A 23977-nucleotide genomic window follows, 5' to 3' on the forward strand; every position below is an offset into this window, starting at 1 on the left:
ATTACTTGCTGTTCAAATAATTTTTGAACAGTGTGTTCTGGTCTGTTTGATAATTTAAGATTAGTATTCATTATATCACTCCTTGAATATTATATTTAACAGTACTCATAGCGGTCCCAACAACAAAGCGCGAATTTCATACGCTCAGGAATTATAAAGATTATAGCCTTAGCGTACAAAATCTATGAAATGTTGGTGCTACCCCATAAGGAAAACGTAAACAATCTCATTAGGCATATTAACTTTTAGGGGCAATGCCTTAATAAGTCAATTATATAACAAGTATTAACATTTGAAGATTTAAATTTTAAAAATTTAGTCAATTAAGAAAACAGAATGATTCATTGTATTTGCATCCCTAAAAAAATCCCATCTGTTCATTTTGTACAAAAAACTTTAAATCAACATTGATATTATAATGAATTAGTTAAATTATAAATATAAGTAAATAGCGAAGAATATTGCATTCTTACTGAAAGATATATATATTTATCTAAAAATAATATATGCATTAAATATATACATATAGTTATACGCATCTATTAATAAATCCATCATCATCTTTTCTTTTTAAAGTGTTCCAAATATAAATTAATGTATAATTTATATATAACAAAGAAAAAAGTACCTACTCTTATAGGTACTTTTTTCTATTTTGATTAATTGTGCATCTAGTTACAATTGCGACTTCATTTATATTTGAACAAAGGTTAACTAAAATGAGTGGGTCTATAAAAGATTACTATTTAAATAATATAAAAATAGATTGTTCAAATTAAGAATTCTAAAGATCCTAGATTATGCCTAAACAGATAAGTAGCTAACCATCTCTACACTCGATACCACAGAAAGACTGCCAGTAATGGTGGTCTTTTTAAATTGGTGAGATTGTACTAGGTTGAGCAAAAAAATGGAACCGAAAAAGTTATTTCTAATGAGGATAGCCTTCTTATGATGAAGTTTAATTCAGTGGATCTGCAAGCAAACATAAAAGAAGGAAAAAATTACAATTTTACTTTACGTGGATATAGAGTACCTATACTTTCATGGTTTCCAAATTTAGATGGTGCCGAACCACAAAATTAGCACTATTCTTTAATAAAAAATCCTACTCATTTTTTACTGAGTAGGATTTTTTATTAAAGAGCTATTTCGTATTAATTTGTGCCATCATTTAATATGCTATTTTTAAATGATTTCCAAATTTAATAACTAATTATCTAAATTTCTAAATTCTATACAGCACTATCAATTAAAAAATTATTAAATATATCTTCTATCTAAAACATCGTATTATCATTAGCTGCTTCACTTGGAATCTCTTGAATTACATCCCAGTGTTCGACAATCTTTCCATCCTTGATACGAAATATATCCACTATAGCAACTCCCTTATCTTGAGAATTAGTACGAGAATGTACATGAAGAGCAACCGTATCCCCTTCAGCTACTACACGTTTAATCTCTGCAGAGGAATTAGGATTTTTAACAAAATCCTCCTTAAAGAAATCCATGAAGGCTTTTCGTCCATCAGCAACAAAAGGATTATGTTGCTTATACTCTTCACCTACATATTTAGGGATAATATCGATATTATGTTTGTTAAAAACTTCATTATAGAAATCAACTACCATCTTTTTATTCTTTTCATTTTCTTTTACTTCTTTTGATACAGAAGCAACATTTTCGCTCTTAATTGAGTTCCCTTTGTTATTACCGGTGGAAGCTTGATATACCAAAGTCGAAACTACTCCTAAAATAAATACAGAAATAATTGTTATGATTAAACTTTTCTCTAATTTCATATATACCTACCTCTTCTACTTAAATAAGTTTTCTTCTATAAAAAGTTTGAAGAAGGAGAAACCTTCCCAAAAATGTAATGTCAGGGGTAATGTTAGGAATTTCATTTATCCTCCCCCTATACAAGGCATATTAGAAACGATTAACTCTAACTTAATACCTCATTAACAGTTGCACTGTCCACAATTTGTATAAACTTCTTAACCTTATCGTTCTCATCAAACTTATAAAGATGACAAAAATCTGCTACAAATGACTTCCCTGTAGCTTTATATGTTCCACTATATTTTCCATACACAATAACAGTATTGTTATTAAAAGCATAAATTTCATCTTTTGCACTATAGTTATCCCATTCCGTACCAAGACGTTCATGTACGTTCTTCACTACTTCATCTGGACCAATATAAGTACCCGCATATGGAAACCCAGCAGCTTCTGTCCAAGATACATTTTCACTTAAATACGTTTTGAACGCATCCAATTTCCCTTCGCCAGTTAACACATACGTTTCATGTAATAGCTTTTGATATTTATTCATATCATTAACCCCAAGGCATTTCTTTTGTTACAACTTTTGCACTTAATTCTAATACACCTTTATTTGCATAGCCTGGATATGCTGCATCAAGTCTTGCTACAAAATCTTTTGAAGTTTTACTTTCCTCAGAAGCTTGAATCGCAGTTCTTAGATAATCCATTGTCGCAGTAAGTGCTTGATTATTTAAGGATTTTTCAATTGATCCATGGCTAGGTACAATGATGTCAGCATGTAATGCTTGTAACACTTTCAAGTTTTCAATCCAAGCCTCCATTGCCGCTTTTGAGCTAGTATCAGCTAAGAATACATGGATTTCGTTAAATACATCAATACCACCAATTAATACTTTCAGCTCTTTATTAAATAAGCTAGTTCTGTAATGATCTAAGCCTACTAGTTCAAATGTTAACCCCTGAAAATCAATTGTTTTTTCTTTAAACACTTGAGGTAATACCACGTTATTCGGTGCATTTTCTCCAAGGGCGTCTTTCCAAACTTTTAATTTCCCTAAGACAGAATGAACGATATGTTCAACAGTAGACTCTGTTGCATACGCTATAGCTTCTGGGTAAACGGCTTTAATGCTCTCTAATCCAAAGTAGTAGTCTGGATCCCCATGAATAATAAAGATTTTATCTAGAGATAAGTTGTTTTTTTTCAGATACTCAACAATTTCTTTCGAATCAGATTGAGTAAATTTTGAGTTTATTAAAAATGCATGTCCTGCTTTCTCAACTAATGTTGCCGTGACCATAAAGCTTTTTTCGTCCGAACTAAACACCGTTAATTTCACATCTTTTTGATTTGTATCGATTGTTTTAAACATAGTATGTTATTCTCCTTTTATTAAAGTTATTAACTAATCATCATATTTTTATCTTGTTCCGATAAAGTGAAACTTTAATCAGTGGGGGTTTTGTTCATCCCCCACTGATTATTAGTTGAACCAATCGGACTTTTACGGACAGTTGATCCCCCACCTAACTTCTTTGCTTCCACTGAATTTTGAGGTGGGGGTCTTACTGCCCGTTAAAGCGGGATAAAATCTCCCACTCCCATTTATCTGAAAGTGTAATAGTACTGGCGAATATTCCGGAGATGAATGTCAGGTGGCCTAAGATAACATGTTTGCTACTATATCCTAAATTTTCTTAATATAAATTTTTAAAACGCGCTTCAATTTTACCTGGCGTCATTACGCCACCACCAATAGGAATAATTTGATTATCCTTTTGTAAAAGTAATGAAGGATAGCTATTAACACCAAGCTGTCGAACTTTATTGAAATCATTTTGGACATCTAATATTGTTTCTTGAGCGTTTAAACGTTCTAATACTTGTTCAGGGTCCAAACCATGCTCGATTGCAATTTTGCGATATGTTTCAGGATCACTCAGACTTTGGCCCTCATAATAAAACGCTTTTTGCATAGCCGAAGTGAATTCTAATAAACGGTCTGGCGCTAATGAGCGTAAAGCTGAAAAACCAATTGCAGCATCTTTCGAATTCATTTTAAAAGTCCCTTCCTCCACCAATTTTTGATAGGAAGGACCAAATTCAGCACCTGTAAGTTGATTAATTCTTTTATTTCCCTCTTCTATATATGAGAAGTTTTTCATTGGTAAATTATCTAAAAATAACCCTCCACATAAAACTGTTAATAGCACTTCAGTGTGGTTTTTGTAAAATCCTTTAATACTTTCTGAAAAACCATAGCACCATCCACAATATGCATCCCATACGTAAATAAGGTTATCTTGTTTCGTCTCCATTTAAATCTCCTACCTTTTTTTTATTATCCAGCTCAACTAAATTTTTGGTTTATATAAGTACATCTTTTTATACCTTGTTCTTTTTTAGATACCTTACTATATTTCCCCAAAACTAATATTTCCAAAGAAAGATCCACCAAGGTTTTTAACAAAAGATAACGTTGCACCTTATTGCCCCGTAACAGAAAATACTAAAGCTTGGAATATGCATTGATTTGAATGTGTTAGTAACTTTCTACACCGGGTGGCAACGTATGGACCACCATCCTTAATTAAATATATAAATCATATTTTTAGCAGATATTAGTTGTAACTAAATTGATTACACCTTTATGTAACTATTTTAGTTACAACTAATATAGAAGTCAATTCTTTTTTTCGAAAACATTAAATTTCTACATTAAGTTACAACCAATCCCACTCTTTACAAAAATATATCAACGTTTATTCAATTATATCAATCGTAACTCCGAATATATCAACGTTTCGACACAACATATCGATTTACCGACAAATTTCGAGCGCGCTATCTCCTAAACTAACAACCAATCCCACACCACGTCCACCTACAAAGAAAAAAGCACCAGGTCCCCCCTAGTGCTCTCCCTCTAAAACAAATGACAAGCCACCTCATGCCCCTTCTCAATCTCCACCATCTTCGGTACTTCCTGTGCACATTTTTCAGTGGCGAATTTGCAGCGCGTTCTGAATTTGCAGCCGGATGGTGAGTTTAGTGGGCTTGGTACTTCTCCCTCTAGGATGATCCGTTCTTTGCCTGTGTTTGTTGGATCTGGTTCTGGCATAGATGAAAGTAGTGCTTGTGTGTATGGATGTGCCGGTTTTGTGTATAGGTCTTCACTATCGGCAATTTCTACTATGTTTCCTAAGTACATGACTCCGATTCTGTCTGATATGTGCCTTACCATAGATAGGTCATGTGCGATGAATAAGTATGTGACGCCTGTTTCTTCTTGAATGTCTTGCAGCATGTTTACGACTTGTGCTTGGACTGAGACATCGAGTGCTGAGATTGGTTCGTCACATAAGATAAAGTCTGGTTTTACAGATAGTGCCCGCGCGATGCTAATGCGCTGGCGCTGGCCTCCGCTAAATTCGTGCGGATAGCGATATAAATGTTCTTCTTTTAAACCTACCTTTTTCAGAAGGTCTAAAATGATTTCTTTTTGTTCTTCTTTTTCGTAGGAACCGTGAATGTTCATCGGTTCGCTAATAATTTGGAATACGTTCATTGCCGGGTTTAATGATGCGTATGGATCTTGGAAAATGATTTGCATTCTTTTTCGATATTCTTTTAGTTCACTTTCCTTTAAACTTGCGATATCTTTTCCGTCAAACAAAACGTTACCTGAAGTGACATCATGTAAGCGAATGATACTTCTTCCTGTCGTTGATTTTCCACAGCCAGATTCCCCTACTAACCCGAATGTTTCACCCTTTTTAATAGTGAAGCTTAAGTCATCGACTGCTTTTAATTGCTCTGTTTTTCTGCCGAATAGTCCTTTTTTAATAGGAAAATACTTTTTTAAGTCCCGAACTTCAATTAAGTTTTCTTCATGCATGTGAATCACCTACTGTCTTATCGTTTAACCAGCACATGGAACGTCTTTCGTTTCCGATTTCAAAATATGGCGGACGTTCTTTTTCACAAATGTCCATCGCATGCGGGCAACGCTCTGCGAATGGGCAACCTTGTGGCGGGTTTAATAAGTTTGGCGTTACACCTTGAATAGGAGCGAGTCTTTCTTTTACGCCGTTCGCTATTTTTGGCAAAGAGTTTAATAGCCCTTTCGTATATGGATGATTCGGCGATTGGAAAATATCAAGTACAGGTCCTTCTTCCATAATAAGCCCGCCGTACATAACGATAACGCGCGTACAGTTTTGCGCGACGATTCCTAAGTCATGCGTAATAAGAAGTAACGCCATATTCGTTTCGTTCTTTAAGTTTTTCATTAAATCTAGTATTTGCGCCTGTATCGTTACATCAAGTGCAGTCGTCGGTTCGTCAGCAATAAGAAGGTCCGGATTACAAGACATCGCCATTGCGATCATAACCCGCTGCTTCATACCACCGCTTAGTTCATGCGGATATTGTTTTACCCTTTCTTCTGGTGACGAAAGGCCGACTTGTTTTAACAAGTTGATCGCAATCTGCTCTGCTTCTTTCTTTTTCACTTTTTGATGACGTATAATTACTTCCGTCATTTGTTTCCCAATTTTCACGACTGGATTTAGCGCTGACATTGGGTCTTGAGAGATAAGTGAAATTTGATTTCCTCTAATAGAACGTAATTCTTTTTCAGATTTAGAAAGTATGTTTTCATTATGAAAAAGGATTTCCCCTTCTTTCACTTTTCCTGGTGACGTAACGAGAGACATAACAGACTTCGCCATTACACTCTTTCCGCTTCCAGATTCCCCAACGATACCGACTACTTCTCCTTTATTTAAGCGAAATGTAACGCCGCGAACCGCTTCAACTTCGCCACTTTCTATGAAAAAAGAAGTCTTTAAATTTTTTACTTCTAGTAGTTTTTCAGACACGCTTCTCACTCCTTTCACTTAACACTTTAGTTTTCATGTCCGGCTCCTTTTGGTGCGAAAGCTTTCTTCAATGCTTCACCAATTACGTTAAAACTAAGTACCGTTAAAAGGATAAGGAATCCTGGGAAGAGTGTTAAATACCAAGCTTCACCAATATATCCTTGCGCATTGTTTAGCATGCTGCCCCAAGAAGAATCTGGTTCTCTAATACCTAAACCTAAGAAACTAAGTGATGATTCCATTAAAATCGATGTCGCAATCGTTAATGTCGCGGCGATAATAATGGTTGATAAAATGTTAGGAATGATATGTCTTACAATAATCATAAGTGATTTTTGTCCTGATACTTTTGCGTATAAAACGTACTCACGCTCTTTTACAGATAACGTTTCTGCCCTTACAATACGGGCGGTGTCCATCCATGTTAGTAATCCGATAATAAGAACTAGCGTCGTAATTCCTGGTTTTAAATACGCATTTAATAGTAGCATTAAAAAGAATGATGGAATTGACATCAGTACTTCAACAACTCGCATTAAAAAGTTGTCTAACTTTCCGCCAAAATATCCGCTAATTGTTCCAACTGCAGTACCGATTGTAATAGAAACAACCATCGCAAGAAAACCGACTGCAAGTGAAACTCGTCCGCCATATAACGCTCTCGTTAAGTAATCCCTTCCGTAATCATCCGTTCCGAAAGGATGACTCATACTTGGTTCTTGTAAGCGATCTGGAATCGACATTTTGCTAGGATCGTACGGCGATACGAATGCGAAAATTGATGCGACCGTTAAAATCGCAAGTATAATAACTCCCATTGCAACAAACTTATTTTTCGTAAAGCTATGTTTTATCGTTTGAAATCTCCTATTATTCATTCCAAATCACCCCCTCATTCGAATGCGCGGATCTACTACGCCATATAAAATATCAGCAATTAAGTTACCGAGAATTAACATGAATGATGATAGTAATGTAATTGCCATGATAATCGGATAATCAAATCTAAAAATAGCATTTACCCCAAGTGAACCAAGTCCTGGCCATGAGAATACTGTTTCCGTAATAAATGCTCCGCCTACTAAACTTGGAATCGATAATCCGAAAATTGTAATGATTGGTATTAATACATTTCGAAGTACGTGATTAAATAACACTGTTTTCTTCGAAGCGCCGTATGCATATTGAATTTGTACATATTCTTCTTCTAATTGCTGAATCGTACTTGAACGAATATATCTCATATAAACAGATACGTTTTGGAACGCAAGCACCATGCAAGGTAAAATGCCGTGTTGCACAATATCCCAGACAGAGTCTTTACCAACGGTGCGCATCCCCATACTCGGAAGTAGGTTCAATTTTAAAGAGAATAAGTAGACTAATAGTAGTGCAAACCAGAAAACCGGCATAGAAATACCAACGTATGAAATAAAGTTTACAATGCGGTCAAAGAATGAATTCTTTTTCACACCTGTAAATAGTCCAAGTGGTATTGCAATTACGAATGAGACGAGTAAAGATGATCCCATTAATCCAATTGTTGCAGGTAATCTTTCTGTGATAAGTTCCAAAACAGGACGATGATTTTGAAGTGAGTAACCAAAGTTTCCTGTTAAAATGTTTTTTAACCATAAAAAATACTGCACGTAAATTGGTTGATCTAATCCTAAACTTTTACGAATACGCTCAACATCAATTGGACTCATGTTTGGCGTTACAAAGTTTCGAACCGGATCCCCCGGTGCTAGTTTTATTAATAGAAAAGAAATAATAGAAATAACAAATAAAAGCGGAATTGCATTTAAAAGCCTCTTCGCAATTACTTTATACACAAACTTCCCCCCTCAAGCTAAAGAAGCTGATTTCCACCAGCTTCTTTATTGTTTCTTATTTCACTTCATAAATCTTAGATAGATCTTCAAACATTGTGACAGGAATTGCTTTCGCTTCTTTTAATCCATCAAACTTTTTATCTACTGCAATAACTGCTTTCGGATACGCGATTGGTAGATAAGGTACGTCTTCTCTAGCTGTCTCTTGAATTTTATGGTATAGCTCTGCGCGTTTTGTTTTATCTGTCTCAACTGCAGCTTCTTCCCATAACTTATCGAAATCAGCGTTTTTATATCGTGCATAATTGTATTCAGCATTGCTTAAGAATAAGCTCTTATATGAATCTGGCTCAGGTCCCATTATGTAACCACCAAATGTAATGTCATATTCTTTATTCTCTTTATCTAAGCCTTTTTCACTTGCCGCACTAGCATCTAATGCATTTAGTTCAACTTCTAAGCCAACTTCTTTTAATTTTTGTTGTGTATATAACGCTAAGCTTTCCATAATTTTATTATTCGTTACATACATCACACGTACTTTTTCCTTATCTTTCACGCCAGCTTTTGCTAATAAATCTTTCGCTTCTTTTTTATCATACTTATAGTCTTTAATATCTTTCGCATAATACATAGCGTCTGGCGTTAAGATTGAATTTGCTGGTTCTGCAAATTCACCTGAAACGAATGCTGAGTTAATCATTTCTTTCTTATCTAACGCATGTGCAATTGCTTGGCGCACTTCTTTTTTCTTCATAAGATCAGTATTCATGTTATAAGATAAGTAGAATAATCTACCTTCAGGGAATGTCACCATTGAGAAGTTCCCAGTGCTATCTAGTTTCTTAAAGTCTTGCGGCTCAATCATCTTCATGTTGATTTGACCATTTTGCAGTGAAACATTTGCTGTATTACGGTCTTTTACAACGCGGTATACGATAGAGTCTAATTTAGCTTTCCCACCTACATAATCATCAAATCGATCTAATGCAACGTACTCATCTGATTTATACTCTTTAAATTTAAACGGCCCTGATCCTACAGGCTGTAAGTTTTTCTTACTCTTCGCTAAATCTGCTTCCCCTTCAAATACATGTTTCGGAATTGGGAAGAAATCATTCATCACACCTTCAAAAGATGCACTTACTTGTGGTAAAACGAATTGAGTTGTTAACTCATCTACCTTTTTCACCTCAAGCGGCTTTCCTTTAAAAATAAAGTTTTCACGACTTGAGCTATTTTGCTTCTCATCCAAAATAGATTGGAATGTAAATGCTATATCGTCTGATGTAATTTTCTTACCATCATGCCATTTCAAATTATCTTTTAATTTCAGTGTCCACGTTAATTGATCTTCTGAAGGCGTAAAGCTCTCAGCAAGAACAAACTTTTTCTTACCGTCTTCCATATGATATAGCGGCGCATATAAAGCCTGCTGCACAGTTAATGACACACGATCATTCGCATAAAGCGGATTCATCGTATCTGGATTATCGCTAACACCAATCGTTAACGCCCCTCCGTCTTTCGGAGTCCCTGATTTACTAGTGCCCGCTTGCTTCGAAGAATCTTTTTCCCCAGAACAAGCCGCTAATGCAATAAGTAGTATTAGAACAAATGGTAATGCAAATAACTTCTGTTTCATCTTTCGGCCCCCCTCGAACTGTTTATACCCATAAGAAAACTCGGAATTAATCCCGAGTTTTCTTATAAGTTTTAAATTACCACTACCTGTATGTAAAGTCAAACTTTTTTGTAAATGTGGAAAGTTTGCAATCTACTAATACATTCTTGCCATAAAATATATTTATAAGGATGATAAAATAAAAAGACCACCAAAAGGCAGTCTCAAAACTCAATCTTACTCCCTACTCCTTGCTCCACCGCTCTCTCATACAAATACTTCGCAACGATAATATCCACTACTGCCAAACCAACTGATTTGAAAATAGTAATCTCTTCATCGCTTTCGCGGCCTGCTTTTTCCTCGCTTATAATTTGACCAAGTTCAGCGTGAATGGCGTTCGCTTTGAATAGACCTTCTTTTATCGGAACTTGAAGGTCTCCTGTTTCGTCTAGTGCTGCTTCTTTTGATTCGACTACTACTTTGTTTGCGCTTGTGATGGCGTGTGAGGGTAGTTCTTGCATGCTCGGTCTGAATGAGCCGACGGCGTTTACGTGGACGCCTTTTTGTAGTGTTTCTGAGAAGACTGGTGTGGTTGCGTTCGTAGTTGTGACGATGATGTCTGCTTCACGTATTGCTTCATTTGGATCCCTGTAAACGTAAGCAGGTTTACCAAATTTCTCTTGTATATATTGCGCAAATGCATATGCTTTTTCTTCTGTTCGATTGTATAAAATGACTTTTTCGATATCTCTAACTGCAAATATTGCTTCGGCAATTCCTTTCGCTTGTTCGCCCGTGCCGATAATGCATAAAGTTTTTGCGTTATGACGAGCTAAATATTTTGTCGCTACTCCTGATAAGGCGCCCGTTCGGATCATCGTTAAGTACGATCCTTCTAGAAGTGCGAGCGGTTCTCCCGTTTGAAAGTCTGATAGCATCACAATCCCATTGATTGTTTTCTTTCCTATCTGTTTATTTTGCGGGACTACCGTTACTATTTTTACTCCAAGTGCCTCAAGCCCTTCCGCTACTGAAGGCATAATTAATGCCGTATTTTGCTCATTCGCAAATGGTAATGAGCCTCTTATTGGTGTAATCGTTCTTTCTGCGGAAAATTCTTTTAAAGCAAGCGCCGCGTATTCAATAACTTCATTCATATTTACTAAGTTTCTTTGTTCGTTCGCGCTTATAACTAGCATATCTTTCCACCCCCTTCTTCTATCCCGTATTAACGGGCAGTAAGACTCCCATCTAAAAATTCAGTTGGACAAAGAAGTTACACGGGAGATCAACTGCCCGTAAAAACCCGATTGGTTCAACTAATAATCAGTGGGGAACCCCTCCACTGATTAAAGTTTCACTTTATCCTAACAAAAATCCCCGTTTCAAATCATCTCTCGGATCTACAACGAACTGATGAAACCCTGTAATAAATGCATGCCCCGTTACTTTCGGAACGACAGCTTCATATGTACCTACCGCTGTTACGGATAATACTTCTCCCTGGAATTTCCCATCAGTAATGCATTCATGGACGAAGATTTCTCCTTTTTGTAAGGCATCTTTTTCAAAAAGAGTTGCGATTCTCGCTGAAGTTCCTGTACCGCAAGGAGAACGGTCTACTTGCCCATCAGCAAAAATCGTTACATTTCGTAGCGTAGCACCTTTGTCTTTCGGTTCATCTGAAAAGATAACGCCGTATATTCCTTTCAATCCTTCTTCAAGTGGATGTTTCACTTCTATTTTGCTCTCTATATAATGTTTAATTTTACCGCCCCACGTTTGAATAGCGGGCAAGTCTTTAAAATCAACTTTCAAACCAAATTCTTTACAGTCTACAACAGCGTAAAATGCTCCTCCAAACGCGATATCTACTTGAAATTCATAGTTATCTATTTTAATAGGAACGTCTTTTTTGTATACAAATGAAGGAACATTTTCAAATGATACAGATTCTACTTCACTCCCGTTATATTTTGCATACGCAATAACTTCTCCGGCTGGGCTATCAATAATGAAATTTTGTTTTTCACCCTTTACTTCAAACATGCCTGTTTCAATTCCAACTGTAATGACAGCAATAATGCCATGACCACACATCGTACTCCATCCTTCATTGTGCATAAATAAAACACCAAAATCAGCGTGGGCACTTGCTGGTGGTGTAATGATACAACCGTACATTCCGTGATGTCCTCTCGGTTCATACATCAGAATTTCACGAAGGTAATCCAAATGTTCCATACAGTATGCGCGTCTTTCCAGCTGCGTTTCCCCTTTTATTTCTGGCACTCCGCCCGTAATAATTCGAAGCGGCTCCCCAGCTACGTGTGCATCAATCGTTGTATATATTTTACTAACCTTCATTTCTATCTCTCCCCTATACGTTGATACTATTTCCAACGCAAGTATCATGCCAAATCGTATAGCATTACTTTTTTCAAATCCCCTCAGTAATGTGTATTCTTTTTTCAACAAATTCATATACAACTGTCTACTTTTTTATACACGGCTTGGACGTTACGTTATAAAACACCTCGATAACTTTGCGATTCCTCTCGTACACACATGCAAAATTCCTTTTACCATTATTATTTTCAATGTAAAGTTACTTCTCCCCCCAACATATACTGTTCAAAAGCAAAAGGAAGTGATCTCATGCATTACGGAACAAAAGGCTGGTACGTAGCTGAACTAAAAAAATTAGGTGTGCGCTATCATGAAGGACGAAAACTAGAAAGTTACCGCGGACACATATTACGCAATTTATTAATCGCACAACAAGAAAAATTAAAAGAACAGTAATAGACTCCTATCACAATATCAACTTATCTCCACCTGCAAACTGCCAATCAATCACACATCAAACTACACTAAAAAGGTCACCCAAACGGGTGACCTTCCTTTCTTATTCACAAACAAGAATTTGTCTAGTAAATGATCCTTTTCTTGTAATACAGCGATCTGTAATTTCAAATCCTGCTTCATGGATCATGTCATCCATTGTTTCCATCGTGACAACGACTACCTTTTTAGCAATGCGGCGCGCACTTGAAAGAATGGAGAGCTGGTCTTCTGGTGTGGCATGCGTAAATAAGTCGTATGGCATATCGATAATGGCAACGTCATAGTTCTCAGTAATTTCCTCAATTGGACCTTTTGTTACTGTTCCTTCAAATCCAAAATGTGCGATGTTTTTTCTCGTTCCAAGAACTACAAGTGGATTTATATCTCTACCAACGATATTAATCCCCATAGAAAGTGCTTCTACTACTACTGTTCCAATACCGCAGCACGGGTCAATTGCTCGTACTCCCTCTGGATTTGGTACAGCGATATTTGCAACTGATCTCGCAACACGTGTGCTAAGTGATGTCGAATAGCTATGCGGTTTTTTTATGTGATGATACCAAACTGGTTCGCTTTCTACATAGTGCCCGAAGTACCAGCGTCCTCCAAGAGGAACAATCCCGAATACACGCTCTGGATTACGAACATCCGCTTCTCCTTCGATATGCATGCCAAGGTCTCGTTCAATAAGACGTCTTTCTCCATATTCAATTTTATTCTCCCCAACGAGGTCATTGATTTTAACGAAAATAACTTTAAATGTCGCTCCCGCCAAATCAATTTGTTCCACTTGTTTTAAAATGCTTTCTAAGTCGTCCCCTTCATACATAACCTCAACGCGCTCTTTCATAAACGCACTTCTACTCGGGTCAATTTTTACATCACTTTTTAAAATATTAACGTGCGACTCCATTCCAAAGAACGAGCGCATTTCCAAGTAACATAAAGCACGCTCCTCCTCACGAAATGCATACGTATATATACAGGCAGGTTTTTTACTATGATTATTCAATCTATTATCATCCTCTATCGTTTAAAATTGTTATGATTACAATTACTCAATACTTTTCTTTTGTATATAAAATTAAATGATATCATATGCCGGAAATAAAGAGAAACGTTAATAAATAAAAGAGACTGCCAATGGCAATCTCTTATTATTTATTAACGGAAAGAAGACACGTTGTTACCCATTTCTTCATAGTAATCTAAAATACCTTGATAAATAGCTTCCGCTGCATTTTGTCTTTGCGCTGGTGTAGCTATTTTATCTGCATCACTTTTATTATCTACAAATGCTAATTCTGCTAATACAGCTGGCATTGTATTTTCTCTAATTACGTATAAATCGCCTTTTTTCACACCACGATCTTTTGTTCCCAGTGCATCTACAAGACGCTCTTGAATTTTTTCTGCTAGTAAACGACTTTCTGATACGTTAGGATTTGTTCCTCTTGCTGTCGCTGATTCATAGTAGAACGTTTCTGTACCTTGTCCATTTTTCTCTTCCGTGCCATTACCATGAATGCTTACAAAAATATCCCCATTATTTTTTTGAGCAAATTCTACACGTTTCTTTAAAGAATCAGAAGCACTTGTTCCTGGACGTGTATCATCTGTACGAGTGAATAACACAGTAAATGGTGTCTTTTTCTCAAATATCTTCTGTAATCGCAATGATACATCTAATACAGTTTCACTTTCTTTCTCATAATAACCTGGATTACCTGAATCAACTCCGCCATGACCTGGGTCAATGATAATCGCTTTTCCTTCTAAGAAGTTACCCTGCTTCACTGGATTTAATTGATTTTTATTAACCCATTGGAAACCAGCGCCCATGCGGATACGAATCCAGCTGCCGTTCTCTTCAATAACAGTTACTTGTTGTGCGCTATGTGTTCCCATTACTTTTGAAGAAGAAGAAGCTTCTGCATAAGTAGTGAATCCTTCATTAATAACTTCTGTTTTCTCTACTAAAGGTGTCCATTTATCACCTTTACTTGTTGCAATTTTGATCCATCCATCTCGTTCTTCTTTAATTTCAACCATTTGTGGATTATGCTGATTTGCACTAATCCCAGAACTTAATGATGGTGCGTGATATGTAATGAATTTTCTATCTATGTACATTTTCTTTGTTTCTACTGGACGATCACTATTCTTGCTAAATTTATCTGTTTGCGCAGTAAGCTGAGCTGCTTGTTCACGCGTAATAGAATCATTCGGTTTCCAGCCATTCTCTGTACCTAAAGAAAGTTTTAATTCTACTAAAATATTAACTTCTTCTTTACCCCAATGATTCTCTAAATCAGCGAATTTTGTAGGAACTGGTCCTGTTACTTTGCTCTTCAGATTATATGCTCTTACAAGCATAGCTGCCATTTCAGCACGAGTTACTTTTCCTTCAGGATCAAATACTCCTGGTTCTCGCCCTTTAATAATATTCTCTTTTTCCATGGCTGCAATAAATGAAGCTGCCCAACTATTTTTTGCATCATTATAAGACGGCTTTGCATTTGGATCTACTTTAGCACCAATTGCTGTTGCGATAATCTTTGCTGCCTGGGCACGTGTTAAATTTCCGTATGGCATAAAGTTACCATCTGGCATACCGTTAATTACATTTCTCTCTACTAAATAATAAATTGCGTCTTTCGACCACGCACTATCTGAAACATCAGGAAATTTCTTCGTTTCTGCTAAACTACTAATTGGATGTGCTAGTAAATTTGCTGCTAATAAACCTGCGGCTATTGCTTTGTACTTCATGAAAAATAAATCTCCTCTCAAAACTTCATATTCATACAATTTTTTCAATCAAGCTAACTAAAACATATTAACTATTAATTAATTCCTTTCATAGTGTATAACATTATATATCTATAGTAAATACGTTTTCCCGCCGTATAATAAAAATCGCATATATATAACTTATAATGAATGTATATAAAATAAAACTTTAATCAGCCCACAAATAGCGGGCTAAAAAAGCGATTAGAACATGTCTCCTAATCGCTTCGCCAAATAAAAAGCTGATTAAAAATAATATTTTTAATCAGCTCTCTATTATCTATGAAATTATTCTTCAATTAAATTAGACATTACATATGCATACACTAATGATTCTGTATGCGCAATAGAACTTTCATGTGTACGTTCAAATGCGTGAGAAGAATCAATACCCGCTCCAATTAACGCATGTTTCACGTCAAATCCCGCACGAATCGCAGCTGATGCATCAGATGCGTAGTACGGATAAATATCTACTTTATATTCAATATGATTCGTTTTCGCAAGCTCTACTAAATGTTTACGTAAAGCGTAATGGTACGGGCCGCTAGAGTCTTTTGCACAAATAGATACTGTATATTCATCAGATGTTTGTCCATCACCTAACGCTCCCATATCAACTGCTAAGTATTCAACAGTTTCTTCTGGAATATTAGAATTACCACCGTATCCAATCTCTTCATTATTAGAAATTAAGAAATGCGTCGTATATGGTAATGTTACGTTTTCATCTTGTAATCTTTTAATTAATTTTAATAAAATCGCAACACTTACTTTGTCATCTAAATGACGTGATTTTATGTATCCACTCTCTGTAATTTGAACGCGCGGATCAAATGAAACGAAGTCTCCTACTTCAATTCCTAATTCGCGTACTTCATCAGCTGAAAATACGCGCTCATCAATACGAACTTCAATATTTTTCTCATCGCGTTTTGCTTCACCTGCATCTTTATATACATGTACAGATGTTTGATGCATTAAAATCGTTCCTGTATACGTCTTGCCACTTGATGTTTCAATTTCGCAATATTCTCCTTCTACAGAGTTCCAGCGAAATCCACCAATCATAGAAAGACTCAGGCGACCATCAGGCTTAATTTCTTTCACCATCGCACCTAACGTATCAACGTGTGCCGTTAATAAGCGGTGCTGCGCATCATTCTTCCCTTTTACCGTTAAAATAAGAGCGCCTTTATTGTTACGTTTCGTTTCTACATTCCACTCACTGACATAGTTTTCAATAAAATCAATAATTTTTGCTGTATTTCCAGACGGACTCGGAATAGAGACAAGCTCCTTAATAAGTTCCATCGTTTCTCTCGCATGATGTGCCATTGTCGTTTCCTCCTCATTTTCTCTACTATTCAGTATACAAAATTCACCAGAAAACCTCTACTTATATAGCTTAATTTTCTAAATTGTAGTAAAATTCTTTTTAGTATACAAAAGGAGTCCTGAAATATGAATATATCAAAAAAATATATACACATTGCACTCATTTGGTTTTTAGCATCATTATTTTGTTTACAAGTTTCTTATGCCGTTCATACTACTACTTCTATTACAATCGGCTGGATATTAACAGCTATTTTCTTCATTATTAGCTTCATTGCAACAAAAAAGCATAGCGTTACTCATTAACGCTATGCTTTTCCTATTAAACTATTCTTCCGAGACATCTAATAAATAAATCCCTCTTTCAAATCCACCGCGCTCTACTTCTTTTTTCTTACGAAGGCGTTCCACATCTTCAATTGATGCACCTTCCGCACGTGCTAATGAAATGATTACTTCTAGTGCATCCGCAAGAGAATCTAGCGCATGTTCACGTTCTTTCATAGAAGCAAATTCTCGAATTTCTTCCGTTCCAATTTTCGCTAAAGCTTGTATGTATGCTTGACCTGTTAATTTTTGTGCGGTATACGTTTTTCCAGACATTAAAATCTTCTCTGGAACACGATCTCTTACTAACTTGTTATATGCTGACATCATTCATCCTCCTATATTTAATAACACCCGAGCTCTGCTTTATAGAAAAACCATTTTTTCTTCACGCATGCACTTAACATATCAATTCCTGATTCATGTGCTCTTACATGCGGAAAGAAATAGTGCTCTGAGTTTTCTTCCTTACCATATAGAGTTTGGTACTCATCTGGAATCGCTTCTTTTTTCACATCTTTTTCTTTCGTCACCCCACCAGAAAACGCAACACTTGGATGTCCCTCAAAAAATAACGCAGTCCGAACTGCCAAAGATGGTGTACTATGCAAAGCAGAATATGTAAGCAAAATAATAGTGATAACACCGATCATTCTCTTCATGTATTACTCCTTAAAAAAAAGTGCTAACACAATTATACTAAAATGTGTTAGCACTTTCTCCCCTTTATCCCGAATTAACGAGCTACTCATGAGGAATGGACAAACTTTATTCCCCTTTAAATGCTGGTAAACGTTTCTCTAAAAACGCAGCAATTCCTTCTTTATGATCCGCTGTTTGTCTCATTGCATATTGACCACGCTTTTCTAATTGCAATGTTTGCTCTAAATTAGAGCGATTTACTTCACATAAAATTTGCTTCGTTTGAATCATTGCTTTAATCGGTTTTTGTGACCATTCATTAATTTTTTGCTTCACAGCCGTTTGGAAATCTTCGCTGATTACTTCATCAATTAAGCCGATACCAAGCGCTTCTGTCGCTGATAATTTCTTACCTTCCCAAATAATTTGCTTCGTCATATTTTCACCGACGCGCTTTTGAAGGAAGAAATGACCGCCTCCATCTGGAATTAAAGCGATTCCAATAAAGTTCATTGCAATAACAGATGATATATCCGCCATTACATAATCAGCTGTTAACGCAATACTTAATCCAAGACCTGCAGTTGGTCCATGAATTGCACTAATAACAAGCTTCGGCATCGTATATAATGTCACGACAACTTCAGAAATGGTATTCATAATACCATCGAACTTACTTTCATCATTACTTGAAAGCATCGATTTAATATCCCCACCCGCAGAAAAACCACGGCCGTTCCCGCATAACACAACGATATGCACAGAACTTTCCGCTACTTCTTTCAACTTTTGTAATAACTCTTTTAATGTCGGCTCATCTAACGCATTTAACACCTCTGGACGATTGACCATAACCGTTGCAACGTGGCCTTCATATTTCACAACGACAGATTCTGTTTTACTTGTTATTTCCATTATATATACCCCTCTTTTCTCCATAAAGATTATACTTATATAATTATAGAAAACCACTGAAAAATCCTTCTTTTTTCTTAATTTTCTGTCTAATAATCTCGCAATTTGTACATATATCGTATAAAACATACAATTCCGTTGAAAAATATAGAAATTAAAGTCGGTTTATCCATGCTTTTCATCTATTTACCATTACAATGAAATGGTGTATTCTTAAGTTTGATAAAAAACAAATATTGAAATTCATTCGCCTTACTATGTAAAAAAGGCTTTATACCCATCTTTTGGGTGTTGTAATAAAGGAATGAAGAACTGGAGGAACATATGGTTACTAAGTTGAAACAAACGGATAACTACTTCCCACATTTCCTATTGCTATTCATTGTGTTTCAACCAATTTTAGATTTATTAACATCTTTTTCAATCTATATATTACACATGAACGCAACAGTTGGAGTTGTAGTCCGTTTCGCCTTTATGCTTCTTGCATTAGGATACCTACTTCTTCATCACAAACAACAAGATGCGAAAAAGTACATCCTCTATTTATGTTTACTCGGAATCGCACTCGCAATCGGTCTTGTAAATAATATGATGGTTAAATCTCCAGTTTCATTTGGAGAAGAAGTTAAATTCATCTTAAAGAGCATATATCCAATTGTGCTACTGTTTGGATATATTATCGCCTTTAAAGAGCTAAAAAATAAAGAGTATGTATTTCATAAAATCATTACATATTTCTTATATGCAACTTTAATTTTAAGCATTACAATGATTGTCGCAATGCAAACTGGAACAGATTTCCCAAGCTATCCTCACTCAAAAATCGGTTCAAGAGGTTGGTTCTTCGCTGGAAATGATTTAAGTTCTCTTTTCGCCATTATGTTCCCAATCATTGTCTTATATTCGATACATAAAACAACTTCTTTCTCGAAAATATATTACTGGATTCCAACAATACTTGCGATGTATGCAAGTATTATGGTCGGAACGAAAGTCGGATATGGCGCAATTGTTATTACATTAGGCGTAGCACTTTTCTTCTCATTCATTGAATACATGATAAATCGTAAAAAAGAAGGAAAGGGATTTACACATATTGTAAATACCATTATTGCCGCAGTTATACTAGGAGGTTTAATTGCTCTTACACCGCATACTCCTATCGCAAAAAATATGGGCATTCACATGCAAATATACGAATACAAAAAATCAGTACAAGAAGAGAAAGATCGAAAAGAAGGAAAAGTAATTAAAGAAGATCCAGAAGATGCAAAAAAACATGCAAAAGGTGAACTTACAGATTCTGAAGTGAAAAGTTTAATTTATAGTGATCGCGACAAATTCTTAAAAACATACAAACAATACTATAAAGACGCACCGCTTTCACAAAAACTATTCGGAATGGGTTACGCTGGTAACTACACAGATAAAATTAAATTAATTGAAATGGACTTCCATGACCTATTTTTCGCCTTTGGCATTGTCGGTTTCCTTATTTACTTACTACCACTTCTATACTTTGGTATTAAATTATTCATCAGCATGATCACAAACTTTAAGAAAATCATGAAAGTAAAGTATATGCTATTAGCGAGCACACTCGTTCTATCACTTGGCATTGGTTTTATGTCTGGCCACGTATTAACAGCGCCAGCCGTTAGTATTTTCTTCGTTGTTATACTAGCTTACATCATTGTTGATTTTGAAATTGAATAGAAAGAAGGTGCTACGAAATGTCAGTAGCACCTTCTTTTTTATTTAATTAATGTTTTACGTACTCTAAGCTTTCTTTTGCGATATAGGCTTCAGTTACAGTAGGATTATCTGAAATAACTTTAATCCACGCTTTTCCATTTATTATTTCTTCACCAGTAACTGTGACAACTACATTTGTATTTAAACGATACAGTCGCTCATTTGATATACTAGGATTCTTTTTCACTTCTACGTTATTCATCACACGTGCAAGTTTATACTTGTTGTATTCTTTTTTACCTAAATAAGAATCAAAACGGTTCATATGCCCCGCTACTTTTTTACCCCAGTTCGCATCAGATGCATATTTCGCATTTAAACCAGCAGCTTTATCACCTGTATATGTTGCTGTATAACGCCAATGTCCTGGATTTAAATATCCTTCATTCATGTATAATTTTGCTGCATGTTCAATACAATCTTCTTTTGAATTAAATGCTTCCCCGTTACCATATGGACTATCGTCTGTTGCTTTTAAACCAAATAAATTATTTTTATCTTTTGCAAGAGCGCTTGTTCCATAATAACTTTCATGGATTGCTAATGAATATAAGAATAATGCATTTACATTATACTTGCTTTCTACTTCTTTAAATTTCTTTCCTAAACCAATTAATGGAGAGTCTGGCTTAATCGATTTCACATAACTATCTAGTTGTTCAGCTGTATAATTTGTTTTCGAACGTAATGATAAATAATTGAAATATTGATAGAAAGTTTCATCTCCAAATGTTTTTCCATCTACACTATACATTTGCTGTCCTTGCTTCATGAAAGAAGGTGCCACACCATATCTAAATTCTGTATATCCAGGTGAACTTGTATTATATGTATAATATTCATGGTATAAATATCCATCTGATTTCACATAATAAGACGACTGTTTCATTTCATTTGTAGGAATTAAAGTGATTTCATTCTTCTTCACATAACCTGTCAAACCAGAAAGTTGAACTTTCACACGATCTTCGCCAACTTCTAACACTTTCAATTCTGTTCCATACTGAATATACGTATATACTGTTGACAAATTCTCATTATAAATATTAATGATGTTTTGCCCAGTTATTCTTTTCGCACTTGCAAAACCATCTTTAATCCATAAGAATTCGTTCTCGTATTTTACCGCATTCATACCTTTATTTTGAGCAGCCGTAACTGCCTCTTTATACGTATTATAGCGCTCTACTTCTTGCTCTGTTCCGTTTTCTCTTACATTTGTCACAACATATTTCTTAGTTTCTACAGGATTGCTATTTCCGTTTTTTTCAATCGTCTGAAGCATACGATCCAACATAGCTGAAGCCATCCCTCTTGTAGCTGATAAATGTGGTCTAAATGTATTATCTTCTGGATACCCTTTAATAATTTGAGTAGCCACCATAACTTGTACATGCTCTTTATAGTTAATACTATCTTTATCAGTAAAGGTAAGCGGACTTACAGCTACTTTAATATTTTTATAGTCTAATGCTCGCTTTACCATTATCGACATTTCTTCACGTGTAATCACATCATTTGGTGAGAACGTCTCGTTCGTACGACCATTAATAATTTTCGCTCCATATGCTCTACTTACACCATCATATAAACCGTAAGTCTTCGGCACATCCTCGAAATTCGAATCAGCTTTCGGTAAATTTAAAGACCTTGCTATGAATGTAGCAAACTCTGCTCTTGTTACTAATTTATCAGGCGCATATACATTCTCACCATACCCCATTAAAACTCCTTTAGTAATAAGTGAGCGCATATGCGTCTCAAACATATGTCCTGTAATATCATCATTTGCCGCATAACTTGAAATAGGAGTTAAAAGTAATGATCCCGTTAATGCCACTGCTGTTATACCTTTTGAAAAAGTCTTCAAGGTTATCCTCCTCGTAATCTACGAATTTATTATCACAAATTTGATTATATAATAATCGCAATCATTTTAGCATAATAAATAGGAATTAAAATAAAACGTTTTTATAATTATAATTTTCATTAAATTCAAAACAAAAGACACTTTACTTTTTTAATAAAGTGTCTTTTTCCATATGATCAATGAGTTTCTTTGTTGCCTGTTTGCCTTGCAACCGAAGCTCATCTATTATTAATTGTAACTCTTGCTCCACAGTTCCTTGTTGCATTAATTGCTTTTTCGCAATTTCATATAAATACTCCGCACTCCATTCGCCATCCACACTTCCTATAACTGGCTGATTCACTTGACTTAAAAACGAATCAATTTTCGGATCGTACGAAATCCCGACCATTGGAGTTTTGGCTACAGCAGAAAAAACAAGTGCATGAAGACGCATACCAATTAGTAATGAACATTGTGATAAAATGAATATTTTCTCGTCGATATCCATTTTATATGGAAGCATATACGTCTCTTCTCCCATTAAGTCTACTACTTCACGCGAAGCTTTTTGATCAAATGGCTCATGCATTGGAACAAATAGAATTTGGTATCCTTCTTGCTTTAATTTTTTTAATGCCGTAGCTAATTTTTTTACATAATCTTCTTTTGAATTCCAATAACGTACACTAACCGCGATTACTTTTCCATGTATCGAATGCTTTTGCAACCAATCCGATTGTTTTGTCCGTTTCCATGTTAAAACAGGGTCTGGAACAATTTCAATATCGTTTTTTATGCCAAGTTCTTTTAAATATAAAAACGAATCTTCATCTCGAACTGATACATAGGAAGCTTTTGACAAGTTCCATTTTACTAATAGACGATTATATCCTTTTGTAATTGGACCTATTCCTTGTGAATAAATATAATACGGCTTTTTTAATAATCGAGCGAGTCCCATAATACCCGTATAATATAGAATACTCTTCGTACTTGTCTGATCTTGAAGAAGGCTCCCGCCACCGCTAATAACTCCATCACTGTTTTTGATTGCATGATAAACAGCTTTTATATTCCAGCGATCTACCGATTCTACACCATACCTTTCCTTTGTATATTTAGAATCATTTGATAGTACTACTAGTTCTATATCCGGGTTCTCTTTACTTAACGATTCAATAATTGATTGTAGAATCGCCTCGTCTCCAACATTATAAAAACCATAATATCCTGATAAGACTAAACGCACCCTAAATCTCCTCCAAAACTAGGTAACCGTTTATTTCATCTAACATAAACTGGTACCCATTCCTTACCTAAACACTTAATACCCTACATAGTTTCCTCTTTATCAGCTCA

The 23977-nt window shown here is 35.5% G+C and carries 21 protein-coding genes and 1 pseudogene; 3 read left to right on the top strand and 19 right to left on the bottom strand.

Annotation, left to right across the window (positions count from 1 at the left end; translation table 11 throughout):
- Positions 1-1280 precede the first annotated feature (1280 nt).
- The 11 genes from CN409_RS19280 to CN409_RS19330 all read right to left on the bottom strand — a co-directional run bounded on the left by CN409_RS19280 (position 1281) and on the right by CN409_RS19330 (position 12510).
- The gene (locus tag CN409_RS19280; RefSeq protein WP_000764209.1) at positions 1281-1805 is read right to left on the bottom strand and encodes a nuclear transport factor 2 family protein; all 525 of its coding nucleotides are present in this window, start codon (positions 1803-1805) and stop codon (positions 1281-1283) included.
- A gap of 146 nt (positions 1806-1951) precedes the next feature.
- A complete protein-coding gene (locus tag CN409_RS19285) occupies positions 1952-2344 on the bottom strand; it encodes a nuclear transport factor 2 family protein (RefSeq protein WP_001046370.1) in 393 nt (130 codons plus the stop codon).
- Positions 2345-2348: 4 nt separating this feature from the next.
- Complete coding sequence (locus CN409_RS19290) at positions 2349-3170, bottom strand: MBL fold metallo-hydrolase (protein ID WP_000477270.1); 822 nt, start codon at positions 3168-3170, stop codon at positions 2349-2351.
- 325 nt (positions 3171-3495) lie between these two features.
- Positions 3496-4116: a DsbA family protein gene (locus CN409_RS19295; protein ID WP_086391010.1), complete on the bottom strand. Its 621-nt coding sequence runs from the start codon at positions 4114-4116 to the stop codon at positions 3496-3498.
- Positions 4117-4724: 608 nt separating this feature from the next.
- The gene (locus CN409_RS19300) at positions 4725-5696 is read right to left on the bottom strand and encodes an ABC transporter ATP-binding protein (RefSeq protein ID WP_118961774.1); all 972 of its coding nucleotides are present in this window, start codon (positions 5694-5696) and stop codon (positions 4725-4727) included.
- Entirely contained in the window at positions 5689-6681 is a 993-nt protein-coding gene (locus CN409_RS19305; protein ID WP_016121976.1) for an ABC transporter ATP-binding protein, read from the bottom strand. The genes CN409_RS19300 and CN409_RS19305 overlap by 8 nt, the downstream gene beginning before the upstream one ends.
- Before the next feature lie 26 nt (positions 6682-6707).
- Positions 6708-7559: an ABC transporter permease gene (locus tag CN409_RS19310; protein ID WP_001065278.1), complete on the bottom strand. Its 852-nt coding sequence runs from the start codon at positions 7557-7559 to the stop codon at positions 6708-6710.
- Between the two features lie 6 nt (positions 7560-7565).
- The gene (locus CN409_RS19315; RefSeq protein WP_000278778.1) at positions 7566-8516 is read right to left on the bottom strand and encodes an ABC transporter permease; all 951 of its coding nucleotides are present in this window, start codon (positions 8514-8516) and stop codon (positions 7566-7568) included.
- Between the two features lie 55 nt (positions 8517-8571).
- Positions 8572-10161, bottom strand: coding sequence for an ABC transporter substrate-binding protein (locus CN409_RS19320; protein WP_000810659.1), 1590 nt, complete (start codon positions 10159-10161; stop codon positions 8572-8574).
- Between the two features lie 203 nt (positions 10162-10364).
- Positions 10365-11342 (bottom strand): ornithine cyclodeaminase family protein, encoded by a 978-nt coding sequence (locus CN409_RS19325; RefSeq protein ID WP_086391008.1) that lies wholly within the window; start codon positions 11340-11342, stop codon positions 10365-10367.
- A gap of 163 nt (positions 11343-11505) precedes the next feature.
- Positions 11506-12510, bottom strand: a complete 1005-nt coding sequence (locus CN409_RS19330) for a proline racemase family protein (protein WP_000868677.1) — start codon at positions 12508-12510, stop codon at positions 11506-11508.
- Between the two features lie 208 nt (positions 12511-12718).
- Here CN409_RS19330 and CN409_RS31495 point away from each other — a divergent pair.
- Positions 12719-12948 (top strand): annotated as a pseudogene (locus CN409_RS31495) (YflJ family protein).
- A 103-nt stretch (positions 12949-13051) separates the two neighbouring features.
- Here the strand turns inward: CN409_RS31495 and CN409_RS19340 are convergent.
- The 3 genes from CN409_RS19340 to CN409_RS19350 form a co-directional block, all read right to left on the bottom strand.
- Positions 13052-14005 (bottom strand): TRM11 family SAM-dependent methyltransferase, encoded by a 954-nt coding sequence (locus CN409_RS19340; RefSeq protein WP_086391007.1) that lies wholly within the window; start codon positions 14003-14005, stop codon positions 13052-13054.
- A 152-nt stretch (positions 14006-14157) separates the two neighbouring features.
- Positions 14158-15765 carry an N-acetylmuramoyl-L-alanine amidase gene (locus tag CN409_RS19345; RefSeq protein ID WP_000875337.1) on the bottom strand — a complete coding sequence of 536 codons (1608 nt, stop codon included), beginning with the start codon at positions 15763-15765 and terminating at the stop codon, positions 14158-14160.
- 309 nt (positions 15766-16074) lie between these two features.
- Positions 16075-17124, bottom strand: a complete 1050-nt coding sequence (locus CN409_RS19350) for a M42 family metallopeptidase (RefSeq protein WP_000930043.1) — start codon at positions 17122-17124, stop codon at positions 16075-16077.
- Between the two features lie 126 nt (positions 17125-17250).
- On the opposite strand from CN409_RS19350, the gene CN409_RS19355 reads away from it, so the two are divergent.
- On the top strand, positions 17251-17430 hold the full coding sequence (locus CN409_RS19355) for a hypothetical protein (RefSeq protein ID WP_001027087.1): 180 nt from the start codon (positions 17251-17253) through the stop codon (positions 17428-17430).
- Between the two features lie 21 nt (positions 17431-17451).
- On the opposite strand, the gene CN409_RS19360 is transcribed toward CN409_RS19355, so the two are convergent.
- From CN409_RS19360 to CN409_RS19370, 3 genes are all read right to left on the bottom strand, one after another.
- Positions 17452-17778, bottom strand: a complete 327-nt coding sequence (locus tag CN409_RS19360; RefSeq protein WP_001277348.1) for a nucleoside triphosphate pyrophosphohydrolase — start codon at positions 17776-17778, stop codon at positions 17452-17454.
- Between the two features lie 17 nt (positions 17779-17795).
- Positions 17796-18113 (bottom strand): hypothetical protein, encoded by a 318-nt coding sequence (locus CN409_RS19365; protein ID WP_000827125.1) that lies wholly within the window; start codon positions 18111-18113, stop codon positions 17796-17798.
- A 106-nt stretch (positions 18114-18219) separates the two neighbouring features.
- A complete protein-coding gene (locus tag CN409_RS19370; RefSeq protein WP_141527718.1) occupies positions 18220-19032 on the bottom strand; it encodes an enoyl-CoA hydratase in 813 nt (270 codons plus the stop codon).
- 300 nt (positions 19033-19332) lie between these two features.
- On the opposite strand from CN409_RS19370, the gene CN409_RS19375 reads away from it, so the two are divergent.
- Complete coding sequence (locus CN409_RS19375) at positions 19333-20727, top strand: O-antigen ligase family protein (RefSeq protein WP_000256697.1); 1395 nt, start codon at positions 19333-19335, stop codon at positions 20725-20727.
- A 46-nt stretch (positions 20728-20773) separates the two neighbouring features.
- Here CN409_RS19375 and CN409_RS19380 read toward each other — a convergent pair whose 3' ends face one another.
- Positions 20774-22636, bottom strand: coding sequence for an S-layer homology domain-containing protein (locus CN409_RS19380; protein ID WP_097980878.1), 1863 nt, complete (start codon positions 22634-22636; stop codon positions 20774-20776).
- 142 nt (positions 22637-22778) lie between these two features.
- A complete protein-coding gene (gene csaB / locus CN409_RS19385; protein WP_001241599.1) occupies positions 22779-23867 on the bottom strand; it encodes a polysaccharide pyruvyl transferase CsaB in 1089 nt (362 codons plus the stop codon).
- Positions 23868-23977: the final 110 nt, after the last annotated feature.

Source organism: Bacillus sp. AFS012607 (assembly GCF_002558005.1).
GTDB lineage: Bacteria > Bacillota > Bacilli > Bacillales > Bacillaceae_G > Bacillus_A > Bacillus_A thuringiensis_S.

Excerpts from the sequence above, each read along its gene's own strand:
- CN409_RS19280 (WP_000764209.1), bottom strand. The coding sequence starts at position 1,805 with ATGAAATTAGAGAAAAGTTTAATCATAACAATTATTTCTGTATTTATT.
- CN409_RS19285 (WP_001046370.1), bottom strand. The coding sequence starts at position 2,344 with ATGAATAAATATCAAAAGCTATTACATGAAACGTATGTGTTAACTGGC.
- CN409_RS19290 (WP_000477270.1), bottom strand. The coding sequence starts at position 3,170 with ATGTTTAAAACAATCGATACAAATCAAAAAGATGTGAAATTAACGGTG.
- CN409_RS19295 (WP_086391010.1), bottom strand. The coding sequence starts at position 4,116 with ATGGAGACGAAACAAGATAACCTTATTTACGTATGGGATGCATATTGT.
- CN409_RS19300 (WP_118961774.1), bottom strand. The coding sequence starts at position 5,696 with ATGCATGAAGAAAACTTAATTGAAGTTCGGGACTTAAAAAAGTATTTT.
- CN409_RS19310 (WP_001065278.1), bottom strand. The coding sequence starts at position 7,559 with ATGAATAATAGGAGATTTCAAACGATAAAACATAGCTTTACGAAAAAT.
- CN409_RS19320 (WP_000810659.1), bottom strand. The coding sequence starts at position 10,161 with ATGAAACAGAAGTTATTTGCATTACCATTTGTTCTAATACTACTTATT.
- CN409_RS19325 (WP_086391008.1), bottom strand. The coding sequence starts at position 11,342 with ATGCTAGTTATAAGCGCGAACGAACAAAGAAACTTAGTAAATATGAAT.
- CN409_RS19330 (WP_000868677.1), bottom strand. The coding sequence starts at position 12,510 with ATGAAGGTTAGTAAAATATATACAACGATTGATGCACACGTAGCTGGG.
- CN409_RS19345 (WP_000875337.1), bottom strand. The coding sequence starts at position 15,765 with ATGAAGTACAAAGCAATAGCCGCAGGTTTATTAGCAGCAAATTTACTA.
- CN409_RS19350 (WP_000930043.1), bottom strand. The coding sequence starts at position 17,124 with ATGGCACATCATGCGAGAGAAACGATGGAACTTATTAAGGAGCTTGTC.
- CN409_RS19355 (WP_001027087.1), top strand. The coding sequence starts at position 17,251 with ATGAATATATCAAAAAAATATATACACATTGCACTCATTTGGTTTTTA.
- CN409_RS19360 (WP_001277348.1), bottom strand. The coding sequence starts at position 17,778 with ATGTCAGCATATAACAAGTTAGTAAGAGATCGTGTTCCAGAGAAGATT.
- CN409_RS19365 (WP_000827125.1), bottom strand. The coding sequence starts at position 18,113 with ATGAAGAGAATGATCGGTGTTATCACTATTATTTTGCTTACATATTCT.
- CN409_RS19370 (WP_141527718.1), bottom strand. The coding sequence starts at position 19,032 with ATGGAGAAAAGAGGGGTATATATAATGGAAATAACAAGTAAAACAGAA.
- CN409_RS19375 (WP_000256697.1), top strand. The coding sequence starts at position 19,333 with ATGGTTACTAAGTTGAAACAAACGGATAACTACTTCCCACATTTCCTA.